The organism is Streptomyces sp. NBC_01255 (genome assembly GCF_036226445.1).
GTDB lineage: Bacteria > Actinomycetota > Actinomycetes > Streptomycetales > Streptomycetaceae > Streptomyces.
Map to the genome: position 1 here is coordinate 5,983,473 of NZ_CP108474.1, position 25,826 is coordinate 6,009,298.

Here is a 25,826-nt window from a genome sequence, read left to right on the forward strand (position 1 = left end):
GTCTCCGGTTCAGGCTCCCGGCAGCTCCTCAGCGGGCAGCCGGCCCGTGACCACGGCGTCGACCAGCGCCTGGTGGTCGCGCTCGTTCTGGTCGGCGTAGGCCTCCGCGAACGTCGCGATGGCCCGGTCGAACGACGTGCCGCTGCCCAGGTACGAGGCGATCGCGATCCGGTCGCCCGACCGCGCGTGCGCCCGCGCCAGCGTGACCCCGCACAGATCCCCGAACGCCTCCATGCGCCGGGGGTTCATCCGCTCCGGCATGGCGATGCCCTTCCAGTCGCGCAACTGGCGTACGTAGAAGTCGCGCCGCTTGCCGTCGATCCCGTCCACGCGCTCCCAGCCAAGGAAGATGTCACTGGTGGCCTGCATCAGCCGCTGGCCGGAGACGACGCGCTCGCCCTGGTTGCGGTACGCGCTCGCGCCGACGTGCTCGGCGAGCACCGAGGTGTCCGCCTCCTTGGCCTGGAGGAAGAGCGGGTCCTGGTCGTCCCGGCCGAGGAGCAGGAAGATCCAGCAGCGGGTCCCGACGCTGCCGACCCCGACCACCTTGCGGGCGACGTCCGCCAGACGGTAGTCCGAGAGGAGTGTGCGCCGATCGGACTGCAGGGTGCTGCCGTACCGCTCGATCAGACCGCGGAACTGGCGTTCGAGGGCGGTGCGCTCGACGTCGGGCAGCAGGTCGCCCGCCGGAACGAGCAGCGGGGGATCCGCCGCGATCACGGGCCGGCCGTCGACCGTCTCGGTGAGCTTGTCGAAGGCTTGGAGGCTGTCGCGGGTGCGGGCCTTGGCCATGGCGCGGGCCAGGTCCTTCCGTCCGCGCTTCTGGAGCCGGTCCGTGGCCAGGTCCTCGAGGCGGTCCGCGTCGATCTTCGCGTACCAGACGTCGATGGTGCGCATGCCCGCGAGGCGGATCATCGCCTCGCGGTAGGAACGGACCGTGTGCCGGACGATGCGGGCGCGCTCGGCGTCGTCGAAGCCGTTGGCCCGGGCGGCGATGACGAAACTCGCCGACAGTCGTTTGACGTCCCACTCCCAGGGGCCCGGCAGCGTCTCGTCGAAGTCGTTGATGTCGAACATCAACTGCCGTTCCGGGGAGGCGAGGAGGCGGAAGTTGAGCATGTGCGCGTCCCCGCACAGCTGGGCCGTGAGCCCTGAACGGGGGGTGTCGGCCAGGTCGGAGGCCATGATCGCGGCGGCGCCGCGGTAGAAGCGGAACGGGGACTCCGTCATGCGGGCGTAGCGGATCGGTACGAGCTCGGGGACCCGTGCCGCCGACTGCGCCTCCAGGATCGTCAGCGGGTCGGGCCTGTCGGCGGACGGCCGGTACTCGGCGTGGCCCGACCGGGGCGAGCGGCGCCGGGCTTCCCTGCCGAGCGCCGCACGTTCCTCCGGCGTCGCGTGGCGTGCCGCGCGCATCGCCGTCGCCGTGGTCGATTTCCGGGGCATGGGAACCCCTCCTGCCTGGCCCTTGTGCAGGCCGTTGGCCGTGGGAATGCCCGGCGCGAGGGTCAGGCGGCCGGAGACGGCTCCATCGCCTTCTCGCCTTCTCCGGTGGGGGCCGCGCCGGGCATCGATGTCGGGTGGGGATGAGGGTGGTGGGTGGGGGGCGGCTCTCAGCCCTGGTCCTCAATCTCGGCATCCGCGACGGCGATGGCGATGCCGAGCGCCGCGGAGATGTTGCCTGCCGCCGTCATGACGCGGGCGGTGCCCACGATCGGCGCGATGGCGACCAGGACGTCCTGGAGCTGCTCGGCGGTCATGCCGGTCTCGATGGCGAGTTCGATGTGGGCCGCGTACGAGATCGGAGGGGCGTCCGAGGCGGCGAGGGCCGCCATCCGCGCGACCATGAGCATGTCCGGAGCCAGGCCGCACCGCTCGATCGAGTCGATCGTCATGGCGGCGAGGGTGTCCAGGACAGGGGTTTCCGATGCGGTGGACATGTCGTATGTCCTCCTGAGAGGTGTGGTGTGGTGTGGTGGGGGTCGAGACCGTCAATCGGTGTGGTGCGACCAACTCGCGCACAGCGCCCAGATGATGAAGATGTCGATCGCCAGGATGACGAGCGCCCACCACGGCTGGTACGGCAGCCAGAGGAAGTTGGCGATCGCGCTGAGGGAGGCCAGGGTGATGCCCGTTGCCCGCGCCCAGTTCTGGCTCATGAAGAGGCCCACCGCGCACAGGATGACAATGATCCCGAGGACGAGGTGGATCCAGCCCCAGGCCGTCAGGTCGAACTCGAAGACGTAGTCGCCGACGCGTGCGTACACGTCGTCCTTGGCGATGGCCCCGATGCCCTGGAGGACGGCCAGGAGGCCCGAAAGGGACAGCAGCACCGCGGCGAACACGGTGCCCCCGCCGGCGACACCGCCGCCGTCTCCGGACCGGTGCGCGTTCCCTGGCGCGGGGCCGGTGTTCTTCCACTGCCCTCCGGCCGGTGTTTGCTGGCTCATAGAAGTCACCTCGCAGCTCGCGGTGCGTTGCCGGGCATCCCTTCGGCCGTGGATGTGCTGGTGCCTCCTCGGGAATGTCGGGCCTAGGTGCCTCACTTCGAGTATCACGGTCGCCGGGCCGGCGTGCTCGACGGCGGTGTGACCGGCTGTCGGCGGCCACGGCTCGCACCTCGGTGGAGTAACCCGGAGTGCGAGGTCGGCTACGGCGAGTGCCTAATGGGGTGCCAGTACCCTCTCCGCAGCCGCCCCGGGAGTGTCATGAGTACGCCGCCCGAGCCTCCCCCGCCTCCCCCGCCGCCCGACGCCGCTCCTCAGGCTCCGTCGCCGCCGGGCCGGAAGGGCTCACGCGCCGGACGGATCGCGATGAGCACCGTCTCGGCCATCCTGATCACGCTCACCTGCATCCTCGTGCCGGTATCCCTGATCACCGTCTGGGTGCACGACATCGTCCTCGACAACGACCGGTACGTGTCGACGGTCGCCCCGCTCGCGTCGGACCCGGCGATCGAGGCGGCAGCCGTCAAGCGGATCGCCGAAGCCGCCGACGCCAGGGTCGACGGCCCGCAGGTCACGTCCGACATCGCGGCATGGCTGCAGTCCCAGGGGCTGCCGCCCCGCGTCGCCAACGCGATCAAGTCGCTGGGGCCGCAGCTGGACTCGGCGGTCGACCAGGCCGTCACCAAGGTGGCGACCCGCTTCGTCGAGAGCGACCGGTTCGAGACCGTCTGGACCGGGGCCAACCGCGTCGCCCATTCGGCCGTGGTGCACGCCCTGACCGGTGAGGGCCGCGGCTCCGTCGAGGTCAGCGGCGGCACGGTCACCCTCGACGTCGGCGCCGCCGTCGAGCAGGTCAAGAAGGACCTCGTGGACGCCGGACTCTCCCCGGCGGAGAAGATCCCGGACGTCAACAAGCAGATGGTGCTCTTCCAGTCCGACAAGCTGGAGAAGATCAGGGACGGGGTCCATCTGCTCGACGTCGTCGGCAACTGGCTGCCCATTCTCACGGTGGTGCTCGGCGCCATCGGGGTGGTACTCGCCCGCCGCCGTCGCCGGGCCCTGGTGACCACGATGCTCGGCGCGGCCGCGGCCTGTCTGGTGCTCGCCATCGGCCTGGTGATCGCCCGCCGCTACTACCTCGACCATCTGCCCGAGCAGGTGCAGTCACCGGACGCGGCCGCGGCGATCTTCGACACGCTGCTCCGCTTCCTGCGCGTCAGCATCCGCACCGCGATCGTCCTCGGGATCCTCGTGGCGCTCGGCGCCTACCTGTCCGGTACGGGCCGCCTGCCGCGTGCCGTGCGCGGCGCGTCCGAGCGTACGGCCGACTCCGTCGCGCGCTGGGGCGCGGGCCACGGAGTGCACACCGGGAAGGCGGGCACCTGGGTGAACACCTACCGCCGGTGGCTCACCATCGGGGTGCTGGTCGTCCTGGCGCTGGTCTTCGCGTTCTGGAACCACCCGACGGTGCTCACCGTCCTGCTGCTGGTGCTCATTCTCCTCGCCGTCCTGGCGGTGATCGCACTGCTGGCCGCCAGTGGACGCGAGCGCCATGACGAGGCGGTTCCCAAGGTCTGAAGCCGGGAACGAACGCCGAATCGCCACCCCGCCCGCCCGCCCGTTCGACGGGTCAGCGGGCGGAGTGGCGTACGGGTCAGTACGTCAGGATGCCCGGGTCCGTGACGCCCTGCGCGCCCGTCTCCACGTGGCCCGCGAGGCGCCGGAGGTAGTCGGCGGACGTGTCCGAGGTGACCGTCACGTCGTACCAGGCGCGGCTCGTGCTCAGGTCGACGGTGTGGGTGACGGTGGCGCCGCGGGGGACCGTGACGGTCCGCGGGCCGCCCGCGTAGGCGTGGGTGACGGTGAGACGGGCGTCGGCCGTCCCCACGTTGGTGAAGGTGAGGTCCAGATTGCCCGTGGTGGCGTTGTGGCGGGCGGTGACCTCGGGGACGGCGGTCTTGCCGGGGGAGCGGAAGCGGCGGAGGAAGCCGTTGGGGCCGTGGACCGTGAGGTCGGTGAGGGTCTTGGAGTACTTGGTGTTCCAGGTGTCCGAGAGGGACTTGTTCGCCTCGGTCGTGTACGTCCAGGGCGCGTCCGTGCGGTTCGCCGACGTCACGTAGAACTGGGCGCCCGCCGAGGGGCCTCCGCTGAAGGTGAGGCGGTAGGTGCCGGCCGTGGTGTCCGCGCTGCCGTCCACGTACGGGGCGTACTTCAGGGGGCGGGTGGGCTTGCCGCCCGGCTCCTGGCGGGGCATCGCGCCGACGGCCGGGGCGGTGGCGAGGAAGTCGGGGTGGCGGTCGCGGTCCGGCGGGTAGTAGCCGGCGGTCGGCGGGAGCGGGGCGGCCTGGGTGTTCGTCCGCGTGAAGTCGAAGGCGGAGGTCAGGTCGCCGCAGACGGCCCGCCGCCACGGGGAGATCTGGGGCTCCTGCACCCCGAAGCGCTGCTCCATGAAGCGGATGACCGAGGTGTGGTCGAAGGTCTCGGAGCAGGAGTAGCCGCCGGTGGACCAGGGGGAGACGACGATCATCGGGACGCGCGGGCCGAGGCCGTAGGGACCGGCGACGTACCCCGTCTTCCCGGGGAAGTGGTCGAGCGCGGTCGGCGTGGTCGACAGGCCCTGTGCGGAGGAGGCCGGGACGTACGGCGGGACGACGTGGTCGAAGAAGCCGTCGTTCTCGTCGTACGTGATGAACAGGGCGGTACGGGCCCACACGTCCGGGTTCGAGGTCAGCGCGTCCAGGACCTGGGCGATGTACCAGGCGCCGTAGTTGGCGGGCCAGTTGGAGTGCTCCGAGAACGCCTCGGGGGCCGCGATCCAGGAGACCTTGGGCAGCCGGCCCGCCTGCACGTCGGCGCGCAGGTCGGCGAGGTAGGTGTCGCCGTTCTTCACGTTCGTGCCCGTGCGGGCCTTGTCGTAGAGCGGGTTGCCGGGCTGGGCGTTCCGGTAGGTGTTGAAGTAGAGGAGCGAGTTGTCGCCGTAGTTGCCGCGGTACGCGTCGTTGATCCAGCCCCAGGAGCCGGCGGCGTTCAGTCCGTCGCCGGTGTCCTGGTAGACCTTCCAGGAGACCCCGGCCGCCTCCAGGCGCTCGGGGTACGTCTTCCAGCCGTAGCCCGCCTCGGCGTTGTTGAGGACCGGGCCGCCGCCGGTGCCGTCGTTGCCGGTGTGACCGCTCCACAGGTAGTAGCGGTTCGGGTCGGTGGAGCCGATGAACGAACAGTGGTAGGCGTCGCAGATCGTGAACGCGTCGGCGAGCGCGTAGTGGAAGGGGATGTCCTCACGGGTGAGGTAGGCCATCGTGGCCTTGGTCTTGGCCGGTATCCACTGGTCGTACTTGCCCTTGTTGAAGGCCTTCTGCCCGCCGGCCCAGTCGTGGTTGAGGCCCTGGAGGAACTCCATGCCGAGCTTGGCGCTCTCCGGCCGGAAGGGCAGGGTGACCTTCGAACCGTCCGACTGGTTCCAGACCGGCTTCCCGCTCGGCAGGGTCACGGGACGCGGGTCGCCGAAGCCGCGCACGCCCTTCATCGCCCCGAAGTAGTGGTCGAAGGAACGGTTCTCCTGCATCAGGACGACGATGTGCTCGACGTCCTGGATCGTGCCGGTCGAGCCCTGCGCCGGGATGGCGGCGGCGCGGGCGATGCTCTCGGAGAGCAGGGTGAACGCGGCGGCACCGCCGGTGAGTTGGAGGAACCGGCGACGATCGATGTCGGTCATGGGGGGAGTTCTCCTCGGGGGTGCGAGCGGTCGGTGGGGGTGCGGGTACGGGTATGGGTGCGCGCGGCCGGCCGGAACCGGCGTGCGGGCGCCCCAAGGAGAGCGCCCGCGGCCCACGTCCGGGAGGCCGCCTCATGGCTGCCCGCCGTACGGCAGACGAACACGTTCAGCGGCCCCTGCCCGGTTGGCCGGCCACCCCCGAGGCCAGCCAGCGGGCGAGTCGCCGCGGGTCGGCCGTCGTGCCGATGACGCGGAGCTCGCGGTGGACGGCCCGGGGGAGCTCGGGGCGCCGGAGCAGCGGGCGGAGGGCGGGGTCGGCGAGGGCGAGGGCGAGCACGAGTCCGGTCCACGCGTCGGGGTCCTCGGGATCCTCGGCCAGGAGGCGCGCGTAGGCGTCCACCGCGGCCGGGTCCCCGGCGACGAGAGCACGCTCGGCGCCGAAGGGCCCAGCCAGGCGGCCCGAGTGTCCAGGCAGGTCGCCGGAGTCCGGTGTGTCGAGGAGGTGGCGGATCACGCGGGTGCGGGCGTGGGACCAGTGGGTCGTGAGGTCGGGGACGACCGAGGGCTCGGCGCCTCGGCAGTCGGCGGCGGCGCCGGTGACGTAGGCCCTGGCCAGGGCGCGTACGGCGTCCGGGGCGGGGACCAGGTGCCGGATCCGCCACTCGGTGCGGTGGTCGGTGGCGGCGAACGCGGCCATGGCGTCGATGCCCGGCCGGACCCGGCTGTCGGCCGTCCAGTCGGGCAGCCGGGCGGCCATGCCCCGCAGGAACCGGCGGCCGTGGGCGGTCAGCGCGGGATCGGCGCCGAGGGTCTCGACGGCCTCCCGCGTCTGGCGCAGTCTGAGGGCGAACTCGAACTCGGCCGAAGCCCGTTCGGCTGCGGGCGCCCGGTCGAGGCGGCGGGACCAGAAGTCGGTGATCCCCAGGAAGGCGTACGCGCCCTGGAGCAGACCGCTCAGGGGACGGGGGTCGTCCCGCCAGGGGGCGTGGTGCCGCTCGGCGCCGTCGTCCCGCTCCAGCGTCAGCAGATGCAGCAGCGCGCCGAGCTTGGTGTGCTGGAACTCGTGGACCAGCGTGACGGCGAAGGTGACCGGATCGGGCGGCAGCGAGGTCAGCAGGCCGCCGAACGCGTCACCGGAGGAGGCGCTGAGGACCGCCCCGGTCGATAAGGACCGCACGGGCGTCATGCTGCGCAAGCCCTCCGCGACAGCCGCGGCCGTCTCCGGGTCGCTGTCCTCCAGAACGCCGAGCGCCAGGCCGAACCGTTCCCGCCAGCGGGCGGTCTCGTCCGGGGCGAGGCGGTGTGCGGGGAGCGGCTCGCTGAGGTCCCGGTAGGGGTCGATGTCGTCCAGCCAGACCCCCACCGGCCGCCCCGCCACGCGCGCGTGCAACCGGTGCGGCTCCTGCCACCCCGGGGCGTCGCCGGCGGGCGGGTCGGGCGGACCGACGCACGCTCCGTACGGGTCGACCCTCAGCCGTCCCGCCTCCACCACCACCTCCGCCGTTCCCCAGCGCGGGCGGTCCGGCAGCCGGGCGAGTCCGAGGGTGGGGAACATGACGCCGCCGTCCCGCACGGGCACGGTGGTGCGCAGCGGCAGCCCCGTGCGCAGCGCGGCGACGGCGCACACCGTGAAGACGTGCCCGACGTCGGTCCAGAGCGGTCCGTCGCCCCAGGCCGTCCGCCGCAGCCGCCGCAGCCCGTGCCCCAGCCAGACCCCGACGTGCGGATGCATCAGCAGCTCCCCGAAGTCCTCCGGGGCGCGCTGCTGAGCGGCCGTCAGCGTGTCCCACACGCTGTCCACGTCCGGCAGCGGGCCGAGCGCGCCGGGCGTCTCCGCGACGGCGTCGAGCAGGGCCCGCAGCAGCAGGAGGCGCCTGCTGTACTCGGTGGTCCGCAGGAAGCGGATCGTGCCGGCGTCGCCCCGGCCCGCGGCCAGGGCGTCGAAGTGCGCCGAGGGAACGAGATGGTGCGCGCTACGGGCGGGTTCGTGTCGTCCGTCGGTCTGCACGGATCTCCTCCCCGGGGACCGTCAGTCGGCCCGCCCGGGCTTACCGTCCCCGGCGAAGTTGACCCGCGGAGACTCGACCTGACGGAGCAGCCGCTCCAGCGAGCGGGCGTGCAGGCTCGGGCTCTGCGACCGGAGGGCGGAGAGCGGGACGTCGCTGAGATCGACCAGCTCGGATCCCATGTACTCGGATCCCATGTACTCGTCGGACGTGTGCATGCGACATCCCCCTAGCAGCCGTGAACCCCGTTGACTTCATGATGGCGCAGCCACAGAGGTTCGGGAAGAGCGTGATCAGCCCGGTCAGCCGCCGGATCCCGGTGTCAGCCGGCGGTCGGCCCAGTCCTTCAGCTCGCGCTGCTCCAGGGAGCCCGGTTCGAGCAGGGAGAGCGCCTCGACGAGGGCGGCCAGCCCTCCCGGGTGGCGTCGGCAGGTCCGTACGATGCTGATGATGTCGGGGCGCGGCGCCCCCATGCGGGGGATCGCGCCGGCGAGGTCGGGGGGCAGCATCCCGAGGACGAGCTGCCGGTGGTCGCGGTCCGCCATGCTGGGCCAACCGGCCAGCAGGCCGATGAGTTCGGCCAGCCCGGCGTCCGTCACCGGTTCCTCCAGGCGCCGGGTGGACGGGAAGTCCAGGGGCCGGGCGGACGGGAACTCCAGCCGGCGCTCGTCACCCGCCCAGGACCGGTGCCAGAGTGAGGTGGGCCGCTGTCCCGGCCCGGTGAACTCCCCGAGGACCGTGTCCGCGACCGCGTTCATGTCGGGCGGCCACGCGCCGCCGTCCGACGCGGCCAGGGCGGCCAGTACGGCACGGGAGAAGGCTCCCGTCTGCCGTACGGGGTCGTTGACCGCCCGCTGCCCGGGGCCGGAGGCCAGCAGGACGTACTGCTCCCGGCCGGGCAACCGCTCGCCGCCCGAGGGCAGTTCGGTGGGCAGGGCGCGGGCGAAGCCGAGGTCCTCGACGAAGGTCTGGCAGGAGTCCACCAGCCAGATCTGGCGCCGGAAGCCCGGCAGGAGGTCGGTGGTGAAGGCGGTCAGCCAGGCGTCCAGGTCCAGGTTCCGGCGGTCGTCCGGGCCGGCGTCGCCGTAGAAGAGCCTGCGGTGTCCCTGCGGGTCGGTGACGCCGTGGCCGCCCCAGAACACCCAGAGGAGGTCGCCCTCCAGGGCCGGCAGCCGGCGCGTCAGCACCTCCTGCACGGCCTCCCGCCCGGCGGTGCCCGCGGCGACGTCGACCTCGGGTCCGCCCGCGCCGGGCAGCGGATCGAGCAGCAGGAAGACGTTGGCCGCGGGCACGCCGCGGCCGCGCAGCCAGTCGGTGAAGCGGCGGGCGTCGGCGGCGGGCCCCGGCAGGTCCCAGGACGGCCCCGCCGCGTAGCGCTCCGCGCCGACGACGACGGCGTACGTGCGCTCCGGGCGCGCGCCGGTCACGGCAGCTCCTCCGCGAGGAGGCGGTACAGCTCGGGGTTGCTCCAGTAGGCGCTGTGGGAGAGGGGGAAGGGCTGGCGGCCGTCGAGGGCCACGTCCCGGACCCGGTCGGGGAAGACGCCCGCGCCGACGTAACCGAGCAGGTCCCGCCGGTCGTACACGTTCACCCAGCGCGGTACGTGTGCGGGCAGCGGGCTGCCGTGCTCCAGGCTCGGCAGCGCCCCCAGCTCGTACAGGAACGGCGCCTGTGAGCCGACGGTGACGAGCAGTTCGACCTCCGGCAGCGCCCGCAGCACCAGCAGGTCCAGGGAGGCGATGCCGCCCAGGCTGTGGGCGAGCAGGACGACCGGCGGCTCGGCGGCCCGGACAGCCTCCGCGACGACCTCGCGGATCGCCTCGCCCCGGGACAGGTAGAGCAGGACGTCCCCGGCCGCCGGATGCGCCGCGTCGGTGAGCGCGGACCGCCGCTTGACCGCCTGGGCGGAGGCCAGGCCGAGCGCCAGACGTCCGGCCAGCTTCTTGACCCGCCGGGTGACCGGGCCGCGATGCGTCCCCGGCCCGTCGGAACCGTCAGCCCCGTCGGACGGGTCGCCGGGGAGCAGGGCGACGATCCGGGCGACGGCCTCGTCGCGGGCGGTGCCGTCGAAGGCCTGTGCCGTGCCCTGCCGCTCGGCCCGGCGGCGTACCGCCTCGGCCGTGAACGCCCGTGCCAGTGCGCCGACTTCGGTGCTCGCGGCGGGGGAGCGCAGGAACTGGCGGCAGTCCGGCGAGGTGAGGACGGCGGCGACGGCGGCGGGGAACTCCTCGCCGATCCCCGCGGCGTCGAGCAGCTCGCGCAGGCGGGCGTCCCCGGTGAGGGACTGGGCCGCCGAGGAGAGGGCCTCGCCCGGCGGGACGGCGCCCGGGGCCAGTTCCGTACGGGCGGCCGGCTCCGAGGTGAGCAGGCGCAGTTCGAGCAGCGGATCGAGGTAGAGGAGACCCCAGAACTCGACGTCCTCGTCGGGTCCGTCCGCCTCCGCTCCCGGGGCGCCCGCCCCCGGCAGCCCGCGCCCGGTGCCGTACCCCGGCACGGAGGCTCCGTTCGAACGCAGTGCCGATCCCGCGCTTTCACCCCAATAACAGGGAGTAATGGCGACTTCGGGCCGTAAGGGCAGCAATCCCGCCCGTACCAGCTCCAGGGTTCCGGTGAATCCCGGCTCGCGCACTCCCGTGCCGTGTACGAACAGCACTGTCGTCATGCTGACCCCCCGTTCGTGGCGGCATACGCCAAACGGCTTCCACGATAGGCCACTTGCGCGGATGGCGGCTACACTCCGTAGGGGCTGTGCCACAGTGAGCGGCATATGCCAGAAGGGGAATGCCGGTGAGCTCGGACTCCGTGATCACGCATGTCGTCGCAGCCCTCGCCGTGGTGATCGCGGCCTCCTCCGTCATGGGCGCGGCAGCGCGCAGACTCGGTCAACCACCGGTCGTGGGCCAGCTCTTCGCGGGCATCGCGCTCGGTCCCAGCCTCCTGGGCCTGTTACCCGGCCAGGTGTACGAGACGCTCTTCCCGGCGGAGATCCATCCCATTCTGACGGCCCTGGCCCAAGTGGCCCTGGTCTTCTTCCTCTTCGCCGTCGGATACGAACTGGACCTGGGCCTGCTGCGCGGGCAGCGGGCCGTGGTCGCTGTCTCCCTGGGCGGCTTCGTCGTCCCCATGGCGATGGGCGCCGGCCTCGTCCTGCTCCTCCCCGAGGCCTTCGAGTCGGTCAACGGCGGACATCCCGTCGACACCACCTTCGTCCTCTACATGGCGGTCGCCCTGTCCATCACGGCGGTCCCCGTCCTGGCGAGCATCATCAAGGACCAAGGGCTGGCCGGGAGCGTGCCCGGCACGGTCGCGATGGCCGCCGCCGGCGTCATCGACGCGCTGAGCTGGCCCGTCCTGGCCGTGGTCCTGGTCGGCGGCGCGCACGGCTCGCTGCGGTCCTGGGTGGTCAAGGCCGCCCTGCTGGCCGTGTACATCCTCGTGATGCTCTTCGTCGTACGGCCCCTCCTGGCCTGGTGGAAGGACCGGCCCGGCACCCGGGTGTCCCAACAGGTCCCGGTCGCCGTCTCCGTGGCACTGGCCTCGGCGTGGGCCACCAACGCACTCGGGCTGCACGTCATCTTCGGCGCGCTGCTCGCCGGGGTCGTGATGCCCCGCCGGTCCGACGGCTCCCCGGACAGCAGCCTGCTCCGCCCGCTCCAGGACGCCGGGGGGCTGCTGCTCCCGGTGTTCTTCGCGGTCTCCGGGATGGCGGTCGCGCTCGACGGGCTGCACGGCTCCGACCTGCTGCTCCTGGCGGTGATATGCGGCGCGGCGGTGGTCGGCAAGGTGGCCGCCGGCACGCTCGCGGCCCGCGGCGTCCGCATCCCGTGGCGGGACTCGCTGCTGATCGGCGTCCTGCTCAACACCCGCGGTCTCACCGAACTCATCGTGCTCAACGTCGGGTTGGCGGCCGGGGTGATCGGTCCCCGGCTCTACGCGCTGCTGGTCGTGATGGCGCTCCTCACCACAGCCGCCGCCGGGCCGATGATCGGACTGCTGCGCCGCCGTCCGGACGCCGCACCGCCGGCCCCGCCCGCCGGTCGCCGGTCGGGCAGCGGGACGTCACCGGAGATCCTGACCGGGCCGGGCTCCGGTCCGGACTCCGGACCGGTGTCCGCCGCGGGCGCCGAAGCGGCGCCACGGTCGTAGCTGAGGTCCCGAACCCCTGTGGGCCGGCCGGGTCCAGGACCCGGCCGGCCCACAGGGGCAGGCGCCCTAGAAGGGCACCGGGGCGATGTCGACGTCCGCCCGCCGGCCGGCTGCCGAGGCGGCGACCGCCGGGTGGTCCTCGCCGAGCCGGCGGCGGAAGCGGGTCAGGGTCTCGGTGTGCAGGGCCGTGGCCTCGGTGTCGCGGTTCAGCGCACGAAGGTCCAGGACCATGTTGGTGGCGCAGGCCAGCGTCGTCGGGTGGTCCTCGCCGTGATCCCGGGTCAGGATCTCCAGGGTCTTCTCGTCCAGCTCCAGGGCCTCCGCGAGACGCCCCTCGGCGGCGTGCTGGCTGGCCGCGCCGATCGCCGTGGTCAGAGTGAGGATGTGCGTGTCGCCCAGCGACTCGCGCATTCCGCGCAGGGCCGCGTCGAGGTGCCCCCCGGCGGCGTCGAGGTCCCCGAGGTGCCGCAGGGTGATGGCGAGGTTGGTGCGGGACGACAGGGTGTAGGAGTGGTTCGGCCCGAGCTTCGCCGCGTAGCGCTCGACGTTCGCCTCGCCGAGCTCCCTCGACCGTCGCAGCTGTCCGTCCTGCCGCAGGTCCACGACGAGGTTGGCCGCACAGGCGACGGAGTCCGGGTGGTCGGGGCCGTAGCGGTTCACGAACTTCGACCAGACCGTCTCACTGAGCGCCAGCGCCCCGTCGTGGTCCCCCGCGCGGCGGCGGCACACCGCGAGGACGCGGCCGCAGCCCAGGCTGGTGGGGGTGTCCTCGCCGAAGGAGGCGAGGTAGCGGGCGTAGACGTCCTCCTGGTGGGCCGCGGCCTCCAGGTAGTCGCCGGCCTCGCGGATGTCGATGGACAGACCGCTCAGGGTGTTCAGGGTGTCGAAGTGGTTCTCGCCCAGGTTGAGGGTGCGCAGCCGGGCCGTCTCCGCGTCGTACACGCGCGCCTCCCGGTACTGCCCCATCAGCCGCAGGCCGACGCCCAGGCTGTGGGCCGCGCGGAGGGTGGCCGGGTCGTCCTCGCCGAACGCCCGCAGGGAGCGCTCGTACACCGACCGGTTGATCTCCAGGCCGCGCGCCATCTCGTCCCGCAGTCGCAGACCGGTGCACAGCTGGATCAGGGCGTCGAGGGTGCCCTCGTCGTCCTCGCCCGCGGTCCGGATGTACGTGTCCGCCGTGCGCTGCATCATGGCGGCGGCTTCCTGGTACTCGCCGAGCACGCGCAGGATGAAGGCCAGCCACTTCGCCATCTCCAGCGTCTGCTGGTCCTCGGCGCCGAACTTCTCGGTCCACATCTCCAGCGCCTCGCGGGCCATCGACGCCGAGCCCTTGTGGTCGCCCCAGACGTAGAGGAACTCGACCATGCCGCGCACCAGGCCGCGCACCCAGGGCGACTCGCACTCCACGGCCCGGGACACCACCACGTGCGGGAGCAGTGCCTGGTAGCGCGGCCAGAGTTCGCGCGAGCCGGGGCTGTTGGGGTTGGCGTCGGCCAGGAGGAGATGGGCGCCGTGCCGCATGTCCGCCTGCTGCTGCGGAGACATGCGGTTGACCAGCACGGCCTGAACCAGTCGGTGCAGCTGGATGGTGTCGTGGCGGTGCTCGATGCGGGCCAGGGCGTAGACGTTGATCTCCCGGATGGCCCGGCCGAGTTTGATCGGATGCCGCAGGGCGTCGTCCAGCTCGGGGGCGATCGTGGTGCTCCGCGAGTTGTTGAACAGGGAGCGGGAGATCGGCTCGGGGGCGAAGAAGGAGCAGACCTGGAGGAGTTGGAGCGCGGCCGGGTTGCGCTGTTCGAGCTGGCGCAGCGAGACGTCCCAGGCGGCGGCCACCGACATGGGGTAGTCCGGCGACGGGACGAGCTCGAGCATCAGCTCCGCGATCTTCTCCTTGATCAGGCGCAGGTACTCGGGCACGGCCATGCCGGTCACGGCCTGCCAGGCCGCCGCCTGCTCGATGGCGAGCGGCAGGTCGCCCAGGGCCTCGGCGAGCTTGTCGGCGTCCTCGTCGGTCAGGTCGCGGGCGCGGCGGCGGAGCAGCGACTTGCTCTCCTCGCGGGAGAAGACGTCGACGGAGAGCGTCCGGGCCACCCGGTCCCACTCCTGGTTCCGGGAGGTGATGAGGATCTTGCCCGTGCCGCCCGTCGGGAAGTAGGGGCGCACGGCCTCGACGTTCTCGGCGTTGTCGAAGACCAGCAGCCACCTGCTGTAGGGATCGCCGCGGCGCAGTGCCTCGCGGACGGCGGGCACCGCCCGGTTGGCCTCGCTGCCCGCGTTCAGGCCCATCCGCTGGGCGAGTTCGGTGAGCGCGGTCAGGATCATCGTGGGCTGTTCGGAGGGGATCCACCAGACGATGTCGTAGTCGGACGCGTACCGGTAGACGTACTCGATGGCGATCTGCGACTTTCCGACACCGCCCATGCCGTGCAGCGTGTGGGGCAGCACCGCCGAGGTGTCACCGGTCAGCAGCTGCTCGCGGACCTGGGCGAGGAGGTCCTCCCGGCCGACGAAGTTGGGATTGTTCGGGGGGACGTTGCCCCAGACGGCGGGTACGGAGGGGCGCGGGTGCGCGTGCGGCTGCGGCTGGGGCTGGGGCTGGGGCTGGGGCTGCGGGGCGGCCGGCCCGGGGATCGGGGTGCCGTGGGCGGGCGTCGTAGTGCCGTGGGCAGGGGGCGTCCCGTTGTCCGGCTGCCCGTCGGGACTCGGGCCGGGAATCGGCTGGACTGGGGTGCCGTTCAAGGCCCCTCCGTCTTCGCGCTGGTGCTGACTGGCAGTGGTGTCGGTCATGGCAAGGCCGCCCGTGTCGGAATTTTCAGGTGTATGACGGATATCGTGGACCAATGGCGGAGCGTTCAGTACGAGCGACGCTCCCGGTGAAGCGCCCTCCAGGGCCGCGCTGATCCGCTGCGCCCGCTCCAGATACGGCCCGGAGAGGGCGCGGAGCACGGCCAGCTCGACGCGGACGAACGGAAGACTTTCCTCCGTCAGTGGCGGGTCGGGTGCGTCCTCCGGGGCGAGCAGGGCGCCCCGGAGCCCCCGGGCCGCCTCGAACCGGTCGCCGTAGAAGTCGGACATCGAGCGCACCACGCGCGCGGTGTCCCCCCGCATCGCGCTGGACAGCAGTGCCTCACGCGCCCCGTCGACGAAGTCCAGCGGCGTCGGGAAGGCGGCGCCGCGCGGCTCCTCGGACGGCAGCTCCTCGACCAGACCGCTGAGGAACAGCTCGGCCACATGGGCCGGTTGGGCCTCCGGGACGAGCGTGCGCCGGACGTCCCGCACCAGGCGGGGTTCGAGGACCGTGGCGGCCAGATGGGTGGCGAGCCGGAAGGCGGTGGGCGTGGCGTGGCTGCGGAAGCGGCGGACGCGCTCCTGCACCGACGGTGCCGAGGGCTCGGCCTCGTCCTCCCACGGGGCCGGGGCGGGTGCGCCGAGGAGCAGGACGGACGCGTCGGTCCACCCGGGCTCCGTACCGGCCACCAGCGCGGCCCAGCGGCCCAGCCAGTCGGCGTCCAGCTCAAGGACCGGAACCGCCACCCGCCAGGTCCCCGGCGGCGGATCGAACGGGTCGTACACCTCCTCCGGGAAGCGCACGGACAGTTCGGTGTTGCGGGCGCCCGAGCGCGGGCCGCGGATCCGGGCCCGGCGGGGCGTCAGGGCGGTGCGGTGCCAGTCCCGCTGGGACAGCAGGTGCACGATCGCCGCCGGTCCGGCCGTCGCCCACAGCTCCAGGGCCTTCAGCCCGGCCCCGCCGCGCCACAGCGGTGCCAGGGCGTCGGTCAGGACGAGGACGATGCGGCGGCCGGTCCTGTCCAGCAGCTCGGCGGGGTCGCCGACGGGGCCGTCCGCGTACGGGCCGCGCAGCACCGCCTCCTCGCCCGCGGCGGTCTCGCGCACGCCCAGCCGGCGGACCCGGACGTCCCGGAAGGCACCCGACTGCTCCACCACCGCGGTGAACTCGGCGACCGTCTGCTCCCAGATCGACATGGTCACGTGGTCGTCGACCACCAGCACCAGGTCGAAGCGGCGCTCGTCCGCCGACCGGACGTAGGGCATCCACAGCCCGTCCTCGGCGGCGCGCTCGGCCGTGGTCTCCTCGTCCAGCTCGATCTCGGACGCCGAGGGCACCACCTGTCTCAGCGGCCGCAGCCAGCGCCCTATACCGGGCGCGTCGCGAAGGTCCGGTGCCGGCCCGGCCCGGACGTACACGTCCTGGAACTCCCCCGCGAGGGGGTACGCGGCGACCGGCGCGCCCCCGGTCGGGAGCCGGCCGCCGGGGCCGCCCGGGAACGACGACGGCCGGACGGCGCCGGACACGTCGGACACGCCGGGCACCCCGGGCGCGAGGTCCGGGCCGGTGGCCTCCGCCATCTTGCCGGGCACTCCGCCCGGCGGCATCGCACCGTCCTCGGGCATCCTGCGGTCTTCCACCGCCCCGTGGCCGGGGGGTTCGGGCAAGCGGTGGTCTTCGGGCTGCTGCCCGTGGCTGTCGAGCGGCCCGGAGAGCCCGGAGAGTCCGGGTGGCATCGTCGGCCGGGGGCGTGGCGGGTCGGTGGACGGGGGCAGCCGGGCCGCGAGCGTCTGGTACGCGTGCAGCCACAGCGCCTCGGCCACCTCGAAGGCCTCCGGATTCGGACGGGCTTCGTCGTCCATCAGGGTGCTCCCGACAATTCACGCCAGAGCGCGTCCAGCAGCTCGCCCCATGCCTCGTCGTCCTCCCGGACGCCCGCCGTCCGCAGGAAGATCGCGTTCAGCAGCTGGTCCGTGGCCAGTCCGCCGTTCTCCCGGCTGCGTTCCATGAACTGCCGGATCATGGCGTCGGGCCGGCCGCCCTGGTCCCGGAAGTGGGCGGCGATCATGGCGGCGAGCTGGTCCTCGCGCGGCGGGGAGACGTCCAGCCGGACACAGCGGCGGAGGAAGGCCGGCGGGAACTGTCGCTCGCCGTTGCTGGTGATCACGATGAAGGGGAAGGCCCGGCACTTCACCCGCCCGTCGGTCACCGTGACCGTCTGGTCCGGGTCGTCGGTGAACACCCGGGCCTCGCCCTCCTGATGGCGGGCGCGGACCAGCTCCGGGATGTCGTACGAGCCGTTCTCCAGGACGTGCAGGAGGTCGCTGGGCAGGTCGATGTCGCTCTTGTCGAGCTCGTCGATGAGCAGGACGCGGGGCAGTTCGTACGGCAGCAGGGCGGTGCCCAGCGGGCCCAGCCGGACGAAGTCCCCGATCCTCGCCCCGCCCGCGCCGTCCTCCGCGCCGCTCCCGGTCGCCTGGACCGGCACCGGCAGGCCGGGCCGGCCGCGCCCCAGGGAGGCCTGGGCCCGCCCGATGGCGTCGTACTCGTAGAGCCCGGAGCGCAGGGTGCTGCGGGAGGTGATGCCCCAGTGCAGGACGCGGCCCAGGCCCAGTTCGCGTGCGACGAGGTAGGCCAGGGTCGACTTGCCGATGCCGGGCCGGCCCGTCACCAGGAGGGGCCTGCGGAGCAGCAGCGCGGTGTTGATCATGTCGATGTCGTGCGCGTCCTGCCGGGGCGTGGCGCGGCTCACCGCGCCGAGGCGCCGGTCGCTCTCGGCGTTCTCGGCCGGTACGGGGGGCAGCACCGGGCCGCCGTCGAAGTCCCGCCAGCCGGGTGGCGGCGGCAGGATGTCGCCGAGGCGGATGTCGGTCAGTGGCTGCCCGGTGCCCCGGTAGATCCACCAGCTGCGGCTGCTGACGTGCCCGCCGTTCCGACCGCTCTCGACCGGATGTTGGAGCCCGCTCATGTGTCCCCCTCGTCGTCGTGTCCGCCCCGTACGTTCCCGGTGTCGGCCCCCGGCGACCCGGACCAGTCGACGATGCGGTTCGGGTCGTCGAAGAGCACCGCGACATGCCGTCCCACGTGGGCGTCTCGTTGTGCGGCGGCGGCGGTGGCCGCCTCGTTCCGCAGTTGCTGGATTCGCTGGGGCAGGTCGACCGGCTTACCCTTCACGAGCTTCTTGGCCCGTTTGCGGAAGTCGGCGGGTGCGCCGGGGCGGCGGTCCCACACGACCATCGGCACTCCGGCGCGCAGGGCGGTCTCCAGGGAGTCCCGGCTGCCGCCGGGGCCCTGGACCGGGGGAGCGTTGAGGGCGACGGCGACGAGCCGCTCGTCGGCGGTGAGCCGGCTGTTCCACTGGACCTGGTCGTGACCGCGCTTGCCCGCCGTGTCCCAGTGGCAGACGGTGTCGTGGCTGTCCTGCATCTGCTGCCAGCGGTTGTGCCAGCGCCGGTGGAACTGCGGTGCCCGCATGCGCTCCAGGCTGCGCAGCACGACCGGATAGCTCAGGCACAGGGCGCTCGCGAAGGAGGACTGGGAGCCGAGCGGCAGCCATTCCATCGGATGGTTCAGGAGGTGGAAGGGGAGGACGAATTCCAGCACCGGTTTCCCCGGGCGCCCTGCCCAGTCGTTCTCCGCCTGGTAGACGAGCTGTTCCACCGCGGGTCCGACCTCGGCCAGGGACACGACCCGGTCCTCGCCGCGCTCCGGCCGCCACGGCCCCGGACGGATCTGGCGCCAGTGGGACAGCAGATACCGGTCGGGGGTCATTCCGTGTGTGCACACCTGCACAACGAGACAGGCGGGAGCTGGTTGTGCCGCCGGGCCCCGGGTGCTCTCGTCGCGTACCGCCTTCAGGGGTGCCGCGAGGCCCAGCTTGACCGCCTGGACGTCGTTCCACTCGCGCAGACCGACGGCGGTCTGCGCGTGGGCGGGCGACCGGTCGAGGGCCGTGGCCACGTGCTCGACCAGCATCATGGTGGGGAGCAGACCGTCGGGGCGGGCGTTGGCCCAGCTGAGGAAGTCGAACGCCTCCCCGAGGGTGGCGACGGGCCGGTGGGGGAGGGGGAGGTCGCCGGCGACCGCGTACAGCTCTCCGTGTGCGTCGAGGTGGTCGACGCGGGCGAGCAGCGCGCGGACGTCCCGTAACTCCGCTTCGGGCAGGGCCGCCAGGACCGGAGGGGTGGCGACGAGTTCCTTGATCCTCAGTACGGGGGCGGAGCCGGGGGCGTAGACGTCCAGGGTGGCGAGCAGTTCGGGCAGTCCGCGCGGCTCCCGCAGGCAGGCCCGGACGATCTCCAGCGCGTCCAGCCGGGTCCGGCCGTGCCGGCGCACGTTGCCCAGTTCGGGTAACGGGCCGGCCAGCATGCTGATCAGGAGATCGCGTCCGTCCGGGGTGTCGAGTCCCGTCACCGCGCACATCTGATCCACCAGCGCGTGTTCGAGTGCCGGTGGATGAGTGACATGGCTCTCGCTGAACAATGGCCCCCCGTAACGGATTCGAAGTTCCCGACTCCCCATCGGACATGGGTGGTTCGGGCACTGCCGTCCCCCGTCCAGGGTATGGCGCGGGCCTGACGCGTCGCCACCCTGTACGCGGGTTCCCTCGGGTTCCCTCCCCCGGAACCGTCCGGACTACTCGACGACCAGCTCGACCGTGATGTTCCCGCGGGTGGCCTTCGAGTACGGGCAGAAGGCGTGGGTCTTCTCCAGGAGGGTCAGGCCCGCCTCGCCCTGGAGGTGGTCCGGGAACTCGGCGCGCATGATCACCGCGAGGCCGAAGCCGCCGTCGGCCGGGTCCTTGCCGATGGAGACCTCGGCGGTGACCGAGGCCTCGGAGACGTCGATCTTCTCCTGGCGGGCGACGACGCCCATCGCGCTGGCGAAGCAGGCCGCGTACCCGGCGGCGAAGAGCTGCTCGGGGTTGGTGCCCAGGCCGTTGCCGCCGAGGGCCTGGGGGTGGGCGAGCGGGAGGTCGATGTGGCCGTCGGAGCTGACGGCGCGGCCCTCGCGGCCGTTGGCGGTGGCGACTGCGGTGTAGATCGCGTCCATGGTTCTTCCGTTCCTGTCCTCGGGGCCCTCGGGGCGGTGTCCCCGTGGCGTGACTCCATTAGTAGCGCACTATTCAGTTGTGCACAACTGAATCGCGTGTGAGCTGTCCTCGCGTATCCTGGAGCCATGCCTGGATCCATGGAGACGCTCGACACGGTCCCGGACGAGGAGTTCCTCCGGCTCGACCACCAGATCTGCTTCTCGCTGCACGCGGCGACTCGCGCCTTCAACGGCGTCTACCGCGAGGCCCTCAAGGAGCTGGGGCTCACCTACCCCCAGTACCTCGTCATGCTCGTGCTCTGGGAGCACGGCGAGCTGCCCGTGAAGGGGATCGGCGAGCGGGTGCGGCTCGACTCCGGGACCCTGTCCCCGCTGCTCAAGCGGCTCGAAGCCGCCGGATACGTCGAGCGGCGGCGCAGCCCCGAGGACGAGCGGTCCGTCACCGTACGGCCGACCGGCGACGGGACCGCGCTCAAGGAGAAGGCGCTCGGCGTCCCGCGCCGCATCGCCACCGCGACCGGGCTCCCGCTGGAGGACATCCGCGACCTGCGGGAACGGCTCGACGCCCTGGCCGTCCGGCTCGACGCGGTCGACCCGGACGCCCTCTCCTCCTGCACCTGATCCGCCGGACGGCAGACCCTAAGGCGCGGTGATCACCAGGGCCGCGTTGTGCCCGCCGAAGCCCACCGACGTGGAGACGGCGAGCCCGACCCGGGACGACCGGGCGATGGTCGGCACGTCGAGGTCGATGCCCTCGCCCGGCTCCGTGAAGTTGGCGGTCGGCGGCACCGTGCTCTCCGCGACCGACAGCACCGTCAGCGCCGCCTCCACGGCGCCCGCCGCACCCAGCAGGTGCCCGGTCACCCCCTTCGTCGAGGTCACCGGCGGCCCGTGCGGCAGCAGCCGCGCCAGCACCGCCGCCTCCACGGCGTCACCGCGCGGCGTGCCCGTCCCGTGCGCGTTCACCAGGTCGACGTCGCCCGGCGCCGCACCCGCCTCCGCGAGCGCCGCCCGGACCGCCGCCGCGAGTCCCGAGCCGTCGGGCCGGGGCGCCACCACGTGATGCGCGTCCGAGGTCGCCCCGTACCCGCCGATCAGCGCCCGGGTACGGGCCCCGCGCGCCGCCGCGTCGGCCGGCCGCTCCAGGACCAGGAACCCGGCCCCCTCCGCCATCACGAACCCGTCCCGCTCCGCGTCGAACGGCCGCAGCCCGCCCGAGGGGTCGTGGAAGCGGTGGGAAAGCGCCTGCAGCCGGTCGAAACCGGCGATGTAGAAGGAGCTCAGCGAGGCGTCGGAGCCGCCCGCGAGGACCACGTCGCAGCGGCCGAGCGCCAGCAGGTCGAGCGCCACACCGATCGCCGTGGCCCCCGACGCGCACGCCGTGGTCACCGCCATCGACGGGCCCCGGATGCCGAACTCCACCGCGAGCTGCGCCGCGACCGCGTTCGGCAGGGCGCCGGGCACGGCGAACGGGGACATGTCCCCGGGCCCGTCCTCCCGCACCACCGCGAGCTGCCGCTCGTACGTGAGGGTGCCGCCCGCCCCGGTCCCGGCGACCACCCCGACCCGCGCCCCGTCCCAGCCGTCGGCGTCCAGACCTGCGTCGGCGAGCGCCTCCCGCGCCGCGACCAGCGCGAGGGCCGCGCTCCGGTCCGGCCGGCGGGCCGCCGCCGCCCTGCCGAGCCCGCCGGGTCCGTCGGCCGGCCCGGGAGCCCGGCACGCGAGATGGCGGAGCCCGTCCAGCTCCTCCAGACCGGCGGTGGGCTTCCCCGCGCACACCGTCTCCCAGGTCGCCGCCCGGTCCGCGCCCGCCGGGGTGAGCAGCCCCACGCCGGTGACGGCGGCCCCTGACCACCCGGACATCAGGCGACTCCCGCGTACCGGGAGACCAGGCCCTCGATCGCGGCGACGGTCGGCGCCGCGTACAGGTCCTCCTCCGGTACCGGGATGCCCCGCTCCTTGCGCAGGACGAGCGCGAGCTCCGTCAGCAGGAGCGAGTCGAGACCGGCCTCCTCACGGGTCGACTCCGGCGCGATCTCCGCCGGGTCGAGGCCGAGCGAGACCAGCAGGTTCTTCAGTTCGTCGAACGTCATGGTGTTCCTCAGGGGGGAGTCGGGGGAGTCGGGGGAGTCAGGGGGAGTCGGAGTCAGAGGGAGTGCCGGGTGCGCGGGCCGGTGGCGCGCGCGTGGTTGAGGCCGAGCAGGACGCAGACGTCCGTCAGGAGCGGTACGTGGTACGCGAGGGGCCGCGGCCCCGCCTGGTCGGGGCGGGAGACGAAGCCGCCGTCCGGGCGCTGCCGCTCCAGGAGGTGGCGTACCGCCCGCTCCGTCGCCCCCCGGGCGGTCGGCGCGCACGGCGCGGCCGGTTCGTCGCGCCCCCGGGAGACGGCGATCAGCGCGTACGCGGTGCTGATCGGGTCGCTCGGGTCGCCCGGCACGTGCCCCCAGCCGCCGTCGGCGTTCTGCGTCGCCACGAGCCGGGCGACGGCCCGCGCCCGCGCCCGCGCGACCCCCGCCTCCAGGGCGTGCCCGGGCGGTGCGACGGCGCGGAAGGAGTCGCAGGCCAGGACGGTACGGAACAGGGCGTTGCTCTCGTTGAGGCTCCAGCTCCGCTCGAACACCCCGGTTCCCTCCTGCCGCGCCACGACGAACCGGACCGCGGCCTCGACCGCCGGCCGGTGAGCGGCCTGGGGGGCCAGCGCGTTCACGGCCGCCGCCGTTATCGACACCTCGGAGGGGGTGCCGGGCTCGAAGGTCGGGAAGCCGCCGTCCCCGCCCTGCCGGTCGAGGAGGTACCGCTCGCCCGCCGCCACCGCGGGGCCGCTCCGCTCCGGGGCCGAGGCCCGCAGGAACTCCACGCAGTACGCGGTGTCGTCGACGTCGCTCTGCCCCACGCCCCGGTCGAACCCCCAGCCCCCGTCCGGGTTCTGCCGCTCGGCCAGGGCGGCGGCCAGGGCCCGCAGCGTGTGCGAAGGAGCGCCCGCCCCGGCCAGCGCGAGACCGCCGGTCGCCGTCGCGAAGACGTCCATCCCCGTGATGAAGGGCAGTCCGCCGTCCCCGCGCAGCCAGGTCCGCACCTCCCGCGCCCGCGCGCGGACGGCCGCCGCGTACCGGGGCCGGTGCCGGAGCGCCAACAGGGCGAGAATCCGGGCGAGATGGTTGCCGTACGGGGGCGGGCCGGGGAGCGAGCAGGGCGCCAGCGCCCGCCAGTCGTCCTCGGTGACGAGGTGCGGGACGCCGGTGCCGAAGGCGTACAGCGTCTTCAGCGCGGCCATCTCCGTGACCAGCCACCGCTGCTGGCCGCGCGCCTCGAAGTCCGGCTCGGGCGAGGAGAGTTCGGGGAACGGGTGGGCGCCGAGCTCCGCCAGGACCGTCCGGAACATCAGACGCTTGCGCCCGGCGGTGTGGTGGTCGAAGCCGCCGAGCAGCCGGTTCAGCGCGGCCCGCCCGTCCACGTACTCGCCGAGCGCCGCACGCGCCGCGGCCTCCTGGACGGGGTCGGGGGCGCCCTCGTCCAGTGTGGTCTTCAGGCAGCGGGTCAGCCGCTCCTGGGCGTCCGGGTCGACGTTCGTCACCGTGAGCAGCCGCAGGGCCAGTGCGGACTCCAGGATCCGGCCGTCGCACGGGGCGCGGAGCAGACCGTCGGGACCGGCCGCCGCCACCAGGCGGGTGGCCAGCCGGGCCCGGGCCCGGTCGAGCTCGGGGTGCTCGGATCCGGGCCGGTGCGGGTGCGGGGGCGGGGGAAGCGCGCCCGGGACGGCGAGGGAAGCGCCGTGTAAGGGCAGCGCGCAGGACGTCGGCATCGTGGGGGTCCTTCGTCGGGATCGTACGAGAGAGGTACTGGTCAGAGAGGGAAGAGGCGGCGGACGGCCTCCGCACCGGCCGGGACCAGCGGGGTGTACCCGCCGGTCACGATCGACAGCGGCGTGACGAAGCCGCACCAGGCGATCTCCGCCGGATCGGGCCGGGGCGCGCGGTTTACGGTCCAGCGGTGGACCGTCAGGAAGCAGTCGCCGTGCGGATCGTCGACGCGGATCCGGTACGCCTCGGCGAGCCCGGGTGCGGCCGCCCAGCCCAGCTCCTCCCGGAGCTCCCGCAGCGCCGCCGCGCGGTACTCCTCGCCGGCCCGCACCGCCCCGCCCACCAGCACGTCGTAGTGGTCCGGATAGGCGGGCGCGGAGGCGGTCCGCCGGTACAGCAGCACGCGGCCGGCGTGGTCGGTGCAGACGGTCGCCGCGTACCGGCGCAGCAGGCCCGTCGGGTTCCCGGTCGCGCGCCCGCCCTGGGCGACCACCCGGTCCCCGGGGTCGACGTAGTCGACGCGCTCGGAGGGCCGTGCGCTCACGACCGCTCGCGGACGCGCGCGAACAGCGGGCCGGCCGGGCGCAGGTTGATGCCGAAGACCGGCTCGCCCGCCGGTTCGGTCGTCTCGACGGTGAACCGGGAGAGGAGCGCCCCCAGGAGCGTCTCCATCTCCCGCATCGCGAACCGGGTGCCGAGGCAGGCGCGCGGGCCGATGCCGAAGGGGAGGTACGCGCCCGGCGGCAGCGGTGTCCGGGCGGGGAAGCGGTCCGGGGCGAAGGTCTCGGGGTCGGGCCACACCTCCGGGTCGCGGTGGGTGAGGTAGGGGCAGACCAGGAGGTCCGTGCCGGCGGGGATCCGCCGGCCGTCCAGCGTCTCGTCGGCCGGGGCGTGGCGCGGGAGCAGCCAGCCCGTGGGGTAGAGCCGCAGCGTCTCGTGGAGCACCGACTCGACGGCCCGCGCGTCGTGCGCGGCTCGCTCCATGACCTCGGGGTGCCGGTCGAGGAGGACGAAGGCCCAGGTCAGGGTGCGGGCGCTGCTCTCGTATCCGGCGACGAGCAGCGTGACGAGTTCGTCGCGGATCAGCCGGTCCGTGTACGCCGGATCCGTCTCGGCCGCGTCGAGGAGCCGGTCGAGGACGCTCGGCCCGCCGCTGCCGGACCTGCTTCCGGCGGCCGAGTGACGGAGCCGGGCCTGGGCGATGGCCCGGTGCATCCGCTCGTCCAGCGCGGCGAGCGCGGTCTCCACCTCGGGCGGGAGCGCGGCCGAGCCGCCCACGTCGGCGGGGAGCGCGGCGACGATGTCCTGCACGGCCGCCAGGTCGACGTACGTCTCCTGGTCCAGGGGGTGGTCGGTCAGCGAGCGCCAGATGGTGTCGACGGTGAAGAACTGCGTGTCCTCGGCGATGTCCGTCGGCTCGCCCCGGCGGGCCCGCTCCGCCCAGCGGCCGACGACGCGGTCGGCCGCCGCGACGATGTGGTGCTCCCAGCGCTGGATGCCCCGGCCGGTGAACATCGCCTGAAGGAGGCGGCGTTGGGACCGCCACGCCTCGCCCGTGGCGGTCAGCATGCCGTCGCCGATGAGGGGTCTCGCCCGGTGCGACCGTTTCACGTACCGGTCTCCGCCGACACCCAGGACCTGGTGCACGTGCCGGGGCTCCGTGACCAGGACCGCCGCCCGGCCGCCCCGGCGGAAGCCGGTCAGCCGGCCCGGCGTACGGGCCTGGCGCAGGAGGTCGACGAGCGGGGCTCCGGAGGCGGACCAGGCTGCCACGACGGAGTCGTCGAGGAAGTCGGGAAGCATGCCATCCGTCACGCTTTGCGATTGCATGATGACGTATCGTAGCGGTCCGTGCGATCTTCAGGTCCTGTGCGA

Annotated in this window: 20 protein-coding genes; 3 read left to right on the forward strand and 17 right to left on the reverse strand. The window is 73.3% G+C overall.

What is annotated here, in order from left to right:
• Nucleotides 1-9: 9 nt before the first annotated feature.
• From OG357_RS27115 to OG357_RS27125, 3 genes are all read right to left on the reverse strand, one after another.
• Nucleotides 10-1,446: a DUF2252 domain-containing protein gene (locus OG357_RS27115; protein ID WP_329623632.1), complete on the reverse strand. Its 1,437-nt coding sequence runs from the start codon at nucleotides 1,444-1,446 to the stop codon at nucleotides 10-12.
• Nucleotides 1,447-1,613: 167 nt separating this feature from the next.
• Entirely contained in the window at nucleotides 1,614-1,940 is a 327-nt protein-coding gene (locus OG357_RS27120) for a carboxymuconolactone decarboxylase family protein (RefSeq protein WP_329623633.1), read from the reverse strand.
• A gap of 51 nt (nucleotides 1,941-1,991) precedes the next feature.
• Nucleotides 1,992-2,450 (reverse strand): DUF7144 family membrane protein, encoded by a 459-nt coding sequence (locus OG357_RS27125; protein ID WP_329623634.1) that lies wholly within the window; start codon nucleotides 2,448-2,450, stop codon nucleotides 1,992-1,994.
• A gap of 363 nt (nucleotides 2,451-2,813) precedes the next feature.
• On the opposite strand from OG357_RS27125, the gene OG357_RS27130 reads away from it, so the two are divergent.
• Complete coding sequence (locus OG357_RS27130) at nucleotides 2,814-4,025, forward strand: hypothetical protein (protein ID WP_329623635.1); 1,212 nt, start codon at nucleotides 2,814-2,816, stop codon at nucleotides 4,023-4,025.
• Nucleotides 4,026-4,101: 76 nt separating this feature from the next.
• Here the strand turns inward: OG357_RS27130 and OG357_RS27135 are convergent, their stop codons facing one another.
• The 5 genes from OG357_RS27135 to OG357_RS27155 all read right to left on the reverse strand — a co-directional run bounded on the left by OG357_RS27135 (nucleotide 4,102) and on the right by OG357_RS27155 (nucleotide 10,827).
• Nucleotides 4,102-6,159 (reverse strand): phosphocholine-specific phospholipase C, encoded by a 2,058-nt coding sequence (locus OG357_RS27135; RefSeq protein WP_329623636.1) that lies wholly within the window; start codon nucleotides 6,157-6,159, stop codon nucleotides 4,102-4,104.
• A gap of 166 nt (nucleotides 6,160-6,325) precedes the next feature.
• Nucleotides 6,326-8,167 carry an HEXXH motif domain-containing protein gene (locus OG357_RS27140; protein ID WP_329623637.1) on the reverse strand — a complete coding sequence of 614 codons (1,842 nt, stop codon included), beginning with the start codon at nucleotides 8,165-8,167 and terminating at the stop codon, nucleotides 6,326-6,328.
• Between the two features lie 21 nt (nucleotides 8,168-8,188).
• Nucleotides 8,189-8,383, reverse strand: coding sequence for a hypothetical protein (locus tag OG357_RS27145; RefSeq protein WP_329623638.1), 195 nt, complete (start codon nucleotides 8,381-8,383; stop codon nucleotides 8,189-8,191).
• Nucleotides 8,384-8,467: 84 nt separating this feature from the next.
• The gene (locus OG357_RS27150) at nucleotides 8,468-9,592 is read right to left on the reverse strand and encodes an effector-associated domain 2-containing protein (protein WP_329623639.1); all 1,125 of its coding nucleotides are present in this window, start codon (nucleotides 9,590-9,592) and stop codon (nucleotides 8,468-8,470) included.
• Complete coding sequence (locus OG357_RS27155) at nucleotides 9,589-10,827, reverse strand: hypothetical protein (protein WP_329623640.1); 1,239 nt, start codon at nucleotides 10,825-10,827, stop codon at nucleotides 9,589-9,591. Before OG357_RS27155 ends, OG357_RS27150 begins: the two co-directional genes overlap by 4 nt.
• A 125-nt stretch (nucleotides 10,828-10,952) precedes the next feature.
• On the opposite strand from OG357_RS27155, the gene OG357_RS27160 reads away from it, so the two are divergent.
• On the forward strand, nucleotides 10,953-12,311 hold the full coding sequence (locus OG357_RS27160; protein WP_329623641.1) for a cation:proton antiporter: 1,359 nt from the start codon (nucleotides 10,953-10,955) through the stop codon (nucleotides 12,309-12,311).
• A 66-nt stretch (nucleotides 12,312-12,377) separates the two neighbouring features.
• Here the strand turns inward: OG357_RS27160 and fxsT are convergent, their stop codons facing one another.
• The 4 genes from fxsT to OG357_RS27180 form a co-directional block, all read right to left on the reverse strand.
• Nucleotides 12,378-16,961: an FxSxx-COOH system tetratricopeptide repeat protein gene (gene fxsT, locus OG357_RS27165; protein WP_329623642.1), complete on the reverse strand. Its 4,584-nt coding sequence runs from the start codon at nucleotides 16,959-16,961 to the stop codon at nucleotides 12,378-12,380.
• Nucleotides 16,961-18,067 (reverse strand): AAA family ATPase, encoded by a 1,107-nt coding sequence (locus OG357_RS27170; protein ID WP_329623643.1) that lies wholly within the window; start codon nucleotides 18,065-18,067, stop codon nucleotides 16,961-16,963. The genes fxsT and OG357_RS27170 overlap by 1 nt, the downstream gene beginning before the upstream one ends.
• Nucleotides 18,064-19,620, reverse strand: a complete 1,557-nt coding sequence (locus OG357_RS27175) for a VMAP-C domain-containing protein (RefSeq protein ID WP_329623644.1) — start codon at nucleotides 19,618-19,620, stop codon at nucleotides 18,064-18,066. The genes OG357_RS27170 and OG357_RS27175 overlap by 4 nt, the downstream gene beginning before the upstream one ends.
• 114 nt (nucleotides 19,621-19,734) lie before the next feature.
• A complete protein-coding gene (locus OG357_RS27180; RefSeq protein ID WP_329623645.1) occupies nucleotides 19,735-20,151 on the reverse strand; it encodes an organic hydroperoxide resistance protein in 417 nt (138 codons plus the stop codon).
• Between the two features lie 138 nt (nucleotides 20,152-20,289).
• Between OG357_RS27180 and OG357_RS27185 the strand changes: the two genes are divergently transcribed.
• Nucleotides 20,290-20,772: a MarR family winged helix-turn-helix transcriptional regulator gene (locus OG357_RS27185; protein ID WP_329625707.1), complete on the forward strand. Its 483-nt coding sequence runs from the start codon at nucleotides 20,290-20,292 to the stop codon at nucleotides 20,770-20,772.
• An 18-nt stretch (nucleotides 20,773-20,790) separates the two neighbouring features.
• Here the strand turns inward: OG357_RS27185 and OG357_RS27190 are convergent, their stop codons facing one another.
• The 5 genes from OG357_RS27190 to OG357_RS27210 are packed head-to-tail and all read right to left on the reverse strand — an operon-like array spanning nucleotide 20,791 to nucleotide 25,781.
• Nucleotides 20,791-22,014, reverse strand: a complete 1,224-nt coding sequence (locus OG357_RS27190) for a beta-ketoacyl-[acyl-carrier-protein] synthase family protein (RefSeq protein WP_329623646.1) — start codon at nucleotides 22,012-22,014, stop codon at nucleotides 20,791-20,793.
• Nucleotides 22,014-22,244, reverse strand: coding sequence for an acyl carrier protein (locus OG357_RS27195; RefSeq protein ID WP_329623647.1), 231 nt, complete (start codon nucleotides 22,242-22,244; stop codon nucleotides 22,014-22,016). The genes OG357_RS27190 and OG357_RS27195 overlap by 1 nt, the downstream gene beginning before the upstream one ends.
• A 53-nt stretch (nucleotides 22,245-22,297) precedes the next feature.
• Complete coding sequence (locus OG357_RS27200; protein ID WP_329623648.1) at nucleotides 22,298-23,953, reverse strand: prenyltransferase/squalene oxidase repeat-containing protein; 1,656 nt, start codon at nucleotides 23,951-23,953, stop codon at nucleotides 22,298-22,300.
• Between the two features lie 41 nt (nucleotides 23,954-23,994).
• Entirely contained in the window at nucleotides 23,995-24,495 is a 501-nt protein-coding gene (locus tag OG357_RS27205) for an NUDIX domain-containing protein (RefSeq protein WP_329623649.1), read from the reverse strand.
• Complete coding sequence (locus OG357_RS27210) at nucleotides 24,492-25,781, reverse strand: cytochrome P450 (RefSeq protein WP_329623650.1); 1,290 nt, start codon at nucleotides 25,779-25,781, stop codon at nucleotides 24,492-24,494. Before OG357_RS27210 ends, OG357_RS27205 begins: the two co-directional genes overlap by 4 nt.
• Nucleotides 25,782-25,826 lie beyond the last annotated feature (45 nt).

What these genes read in the sequence shown, in the direction of transcription:
- OG357_RS27115 (WP_329623632.1), bottom strand. Translation starts at nt 1,446, where the DNA reads ATGCCCCGGAAATCGACCACGGCGACGGCGATGCGCGCGGCACGCCAC.
- OG357_RS27120 (WP_329623633.1), bottom strand. Translation starts at nt 1,940, where the DNA reads ATGTCCACCGCATCGGAAACCCCTGTCCTGGACACCCTCGCCGCCATG.
- OG357_RS27125 (WP_329623634.1), bottom strand. Translation starts at nt 2,450, where the DNA reads ATGAGCCAGCAAACACCGGCCGGAGGGCAGTGGAAGAACACCGGCCCC.
- OG357_RS27130 (WP_329623635.1), top strand. Translation starts at nt 2,814, where the DNA reads ATGAGCACCGTCTCGGCCATCCTGATCACGCTCACCTGCATCCTCGTG.
- OG357_RS27135 (WP_329623636.1), bottom strand. Translation starts at nt 6,159, where the DNA reads ATGACCGACATCGATCGTCGCCGGTTCCTCCAACTCACCGGCGGTGCC.
- OG357_RS27145 (WP_329623638.1), bottom strand. Translation starts at nt 8,383, where the DNA reads ATGCACACGTCCGACGAGTACATGGGATCCGAGTACATGGGATCCGAG.
- OG357_RS27155 (WP_329623640.1), bottom strand. Translation starts at nt 10,827, where the DNA reads ATGACGACAGTGCTGTTCGTACACGGCACGGGAGTGCGCGAGCCGGGA.
- fxsT (WP_329623642.1), bottom strand. Translation starts at nt 16,961, where the DNA reads ATGGACGACGAAGCCCGTCCGAATCCGGAGGCCTTCGAGGTGGCCGAG.
- OG357_RS27170 (WP_329623643.1), bottom strand. Translation starts at nt 18,067, where the DNA reads ATGAGCGGGCTCCAACATCCGGTCGAGAGCGGTCGGAACGGCGGGCAC.
- OG357_RS27175 (WP_329623644.1), bottom strand. Translation starts at nt 19,620, where the DNA reads ATGGGGAGTCGGGAACTTCGAATCCGTTACGGGGGGCCATTGTTCAGC.
- OG357_RS27180 (WP_329623645.1), bottom strand. Translation starts at nt 20,151, where the DNA reads ATGGACGCGATCTACACCGCAGTCGCCACCGCCAACGGCCGCGAGGGC.
- OG357_RS27185 (WP_329625707.1), top strand. Translation starts at nt 20,290, where the DNA reads ATGGAGACGCTCGACACGGTCCCGGACGAGGAGTTCCTCCGGCTCGAC.
- OG357_RS27190 (WP_329623646.1), bottom strand. Translation starts at nt 22,014, where the DNA reads ATGTCCGGGTGGTCAGGGGCCGCCGTCACCGGCGTGGGGCTGCTCACC.
- OG357_RS27195 (WP_329623647.1), bottom strand. Translation starts at nt 22,244, where the DNA reads ATGACGTTCGACGAACTGAAGAACCTGCTGGTCTCGCTCGGCCTCGAC.
- OG357_RS27200 (WP_329623648.1), bottom strand. Translation starts at nt 23,953, where the DNA reads ATGCCGACGTCCTGCGCGCTGCCCTTACACGGCGCTTCCCTCGCCGTC.
- OG357_RS27210 (WP_329623650.1), bottom strand. Translation starts at nt 25,781, where the DNA reads ATGCAATCGCAAAGCGTGACGGATGGCATGCTTCCCGACTTCCTCGAC.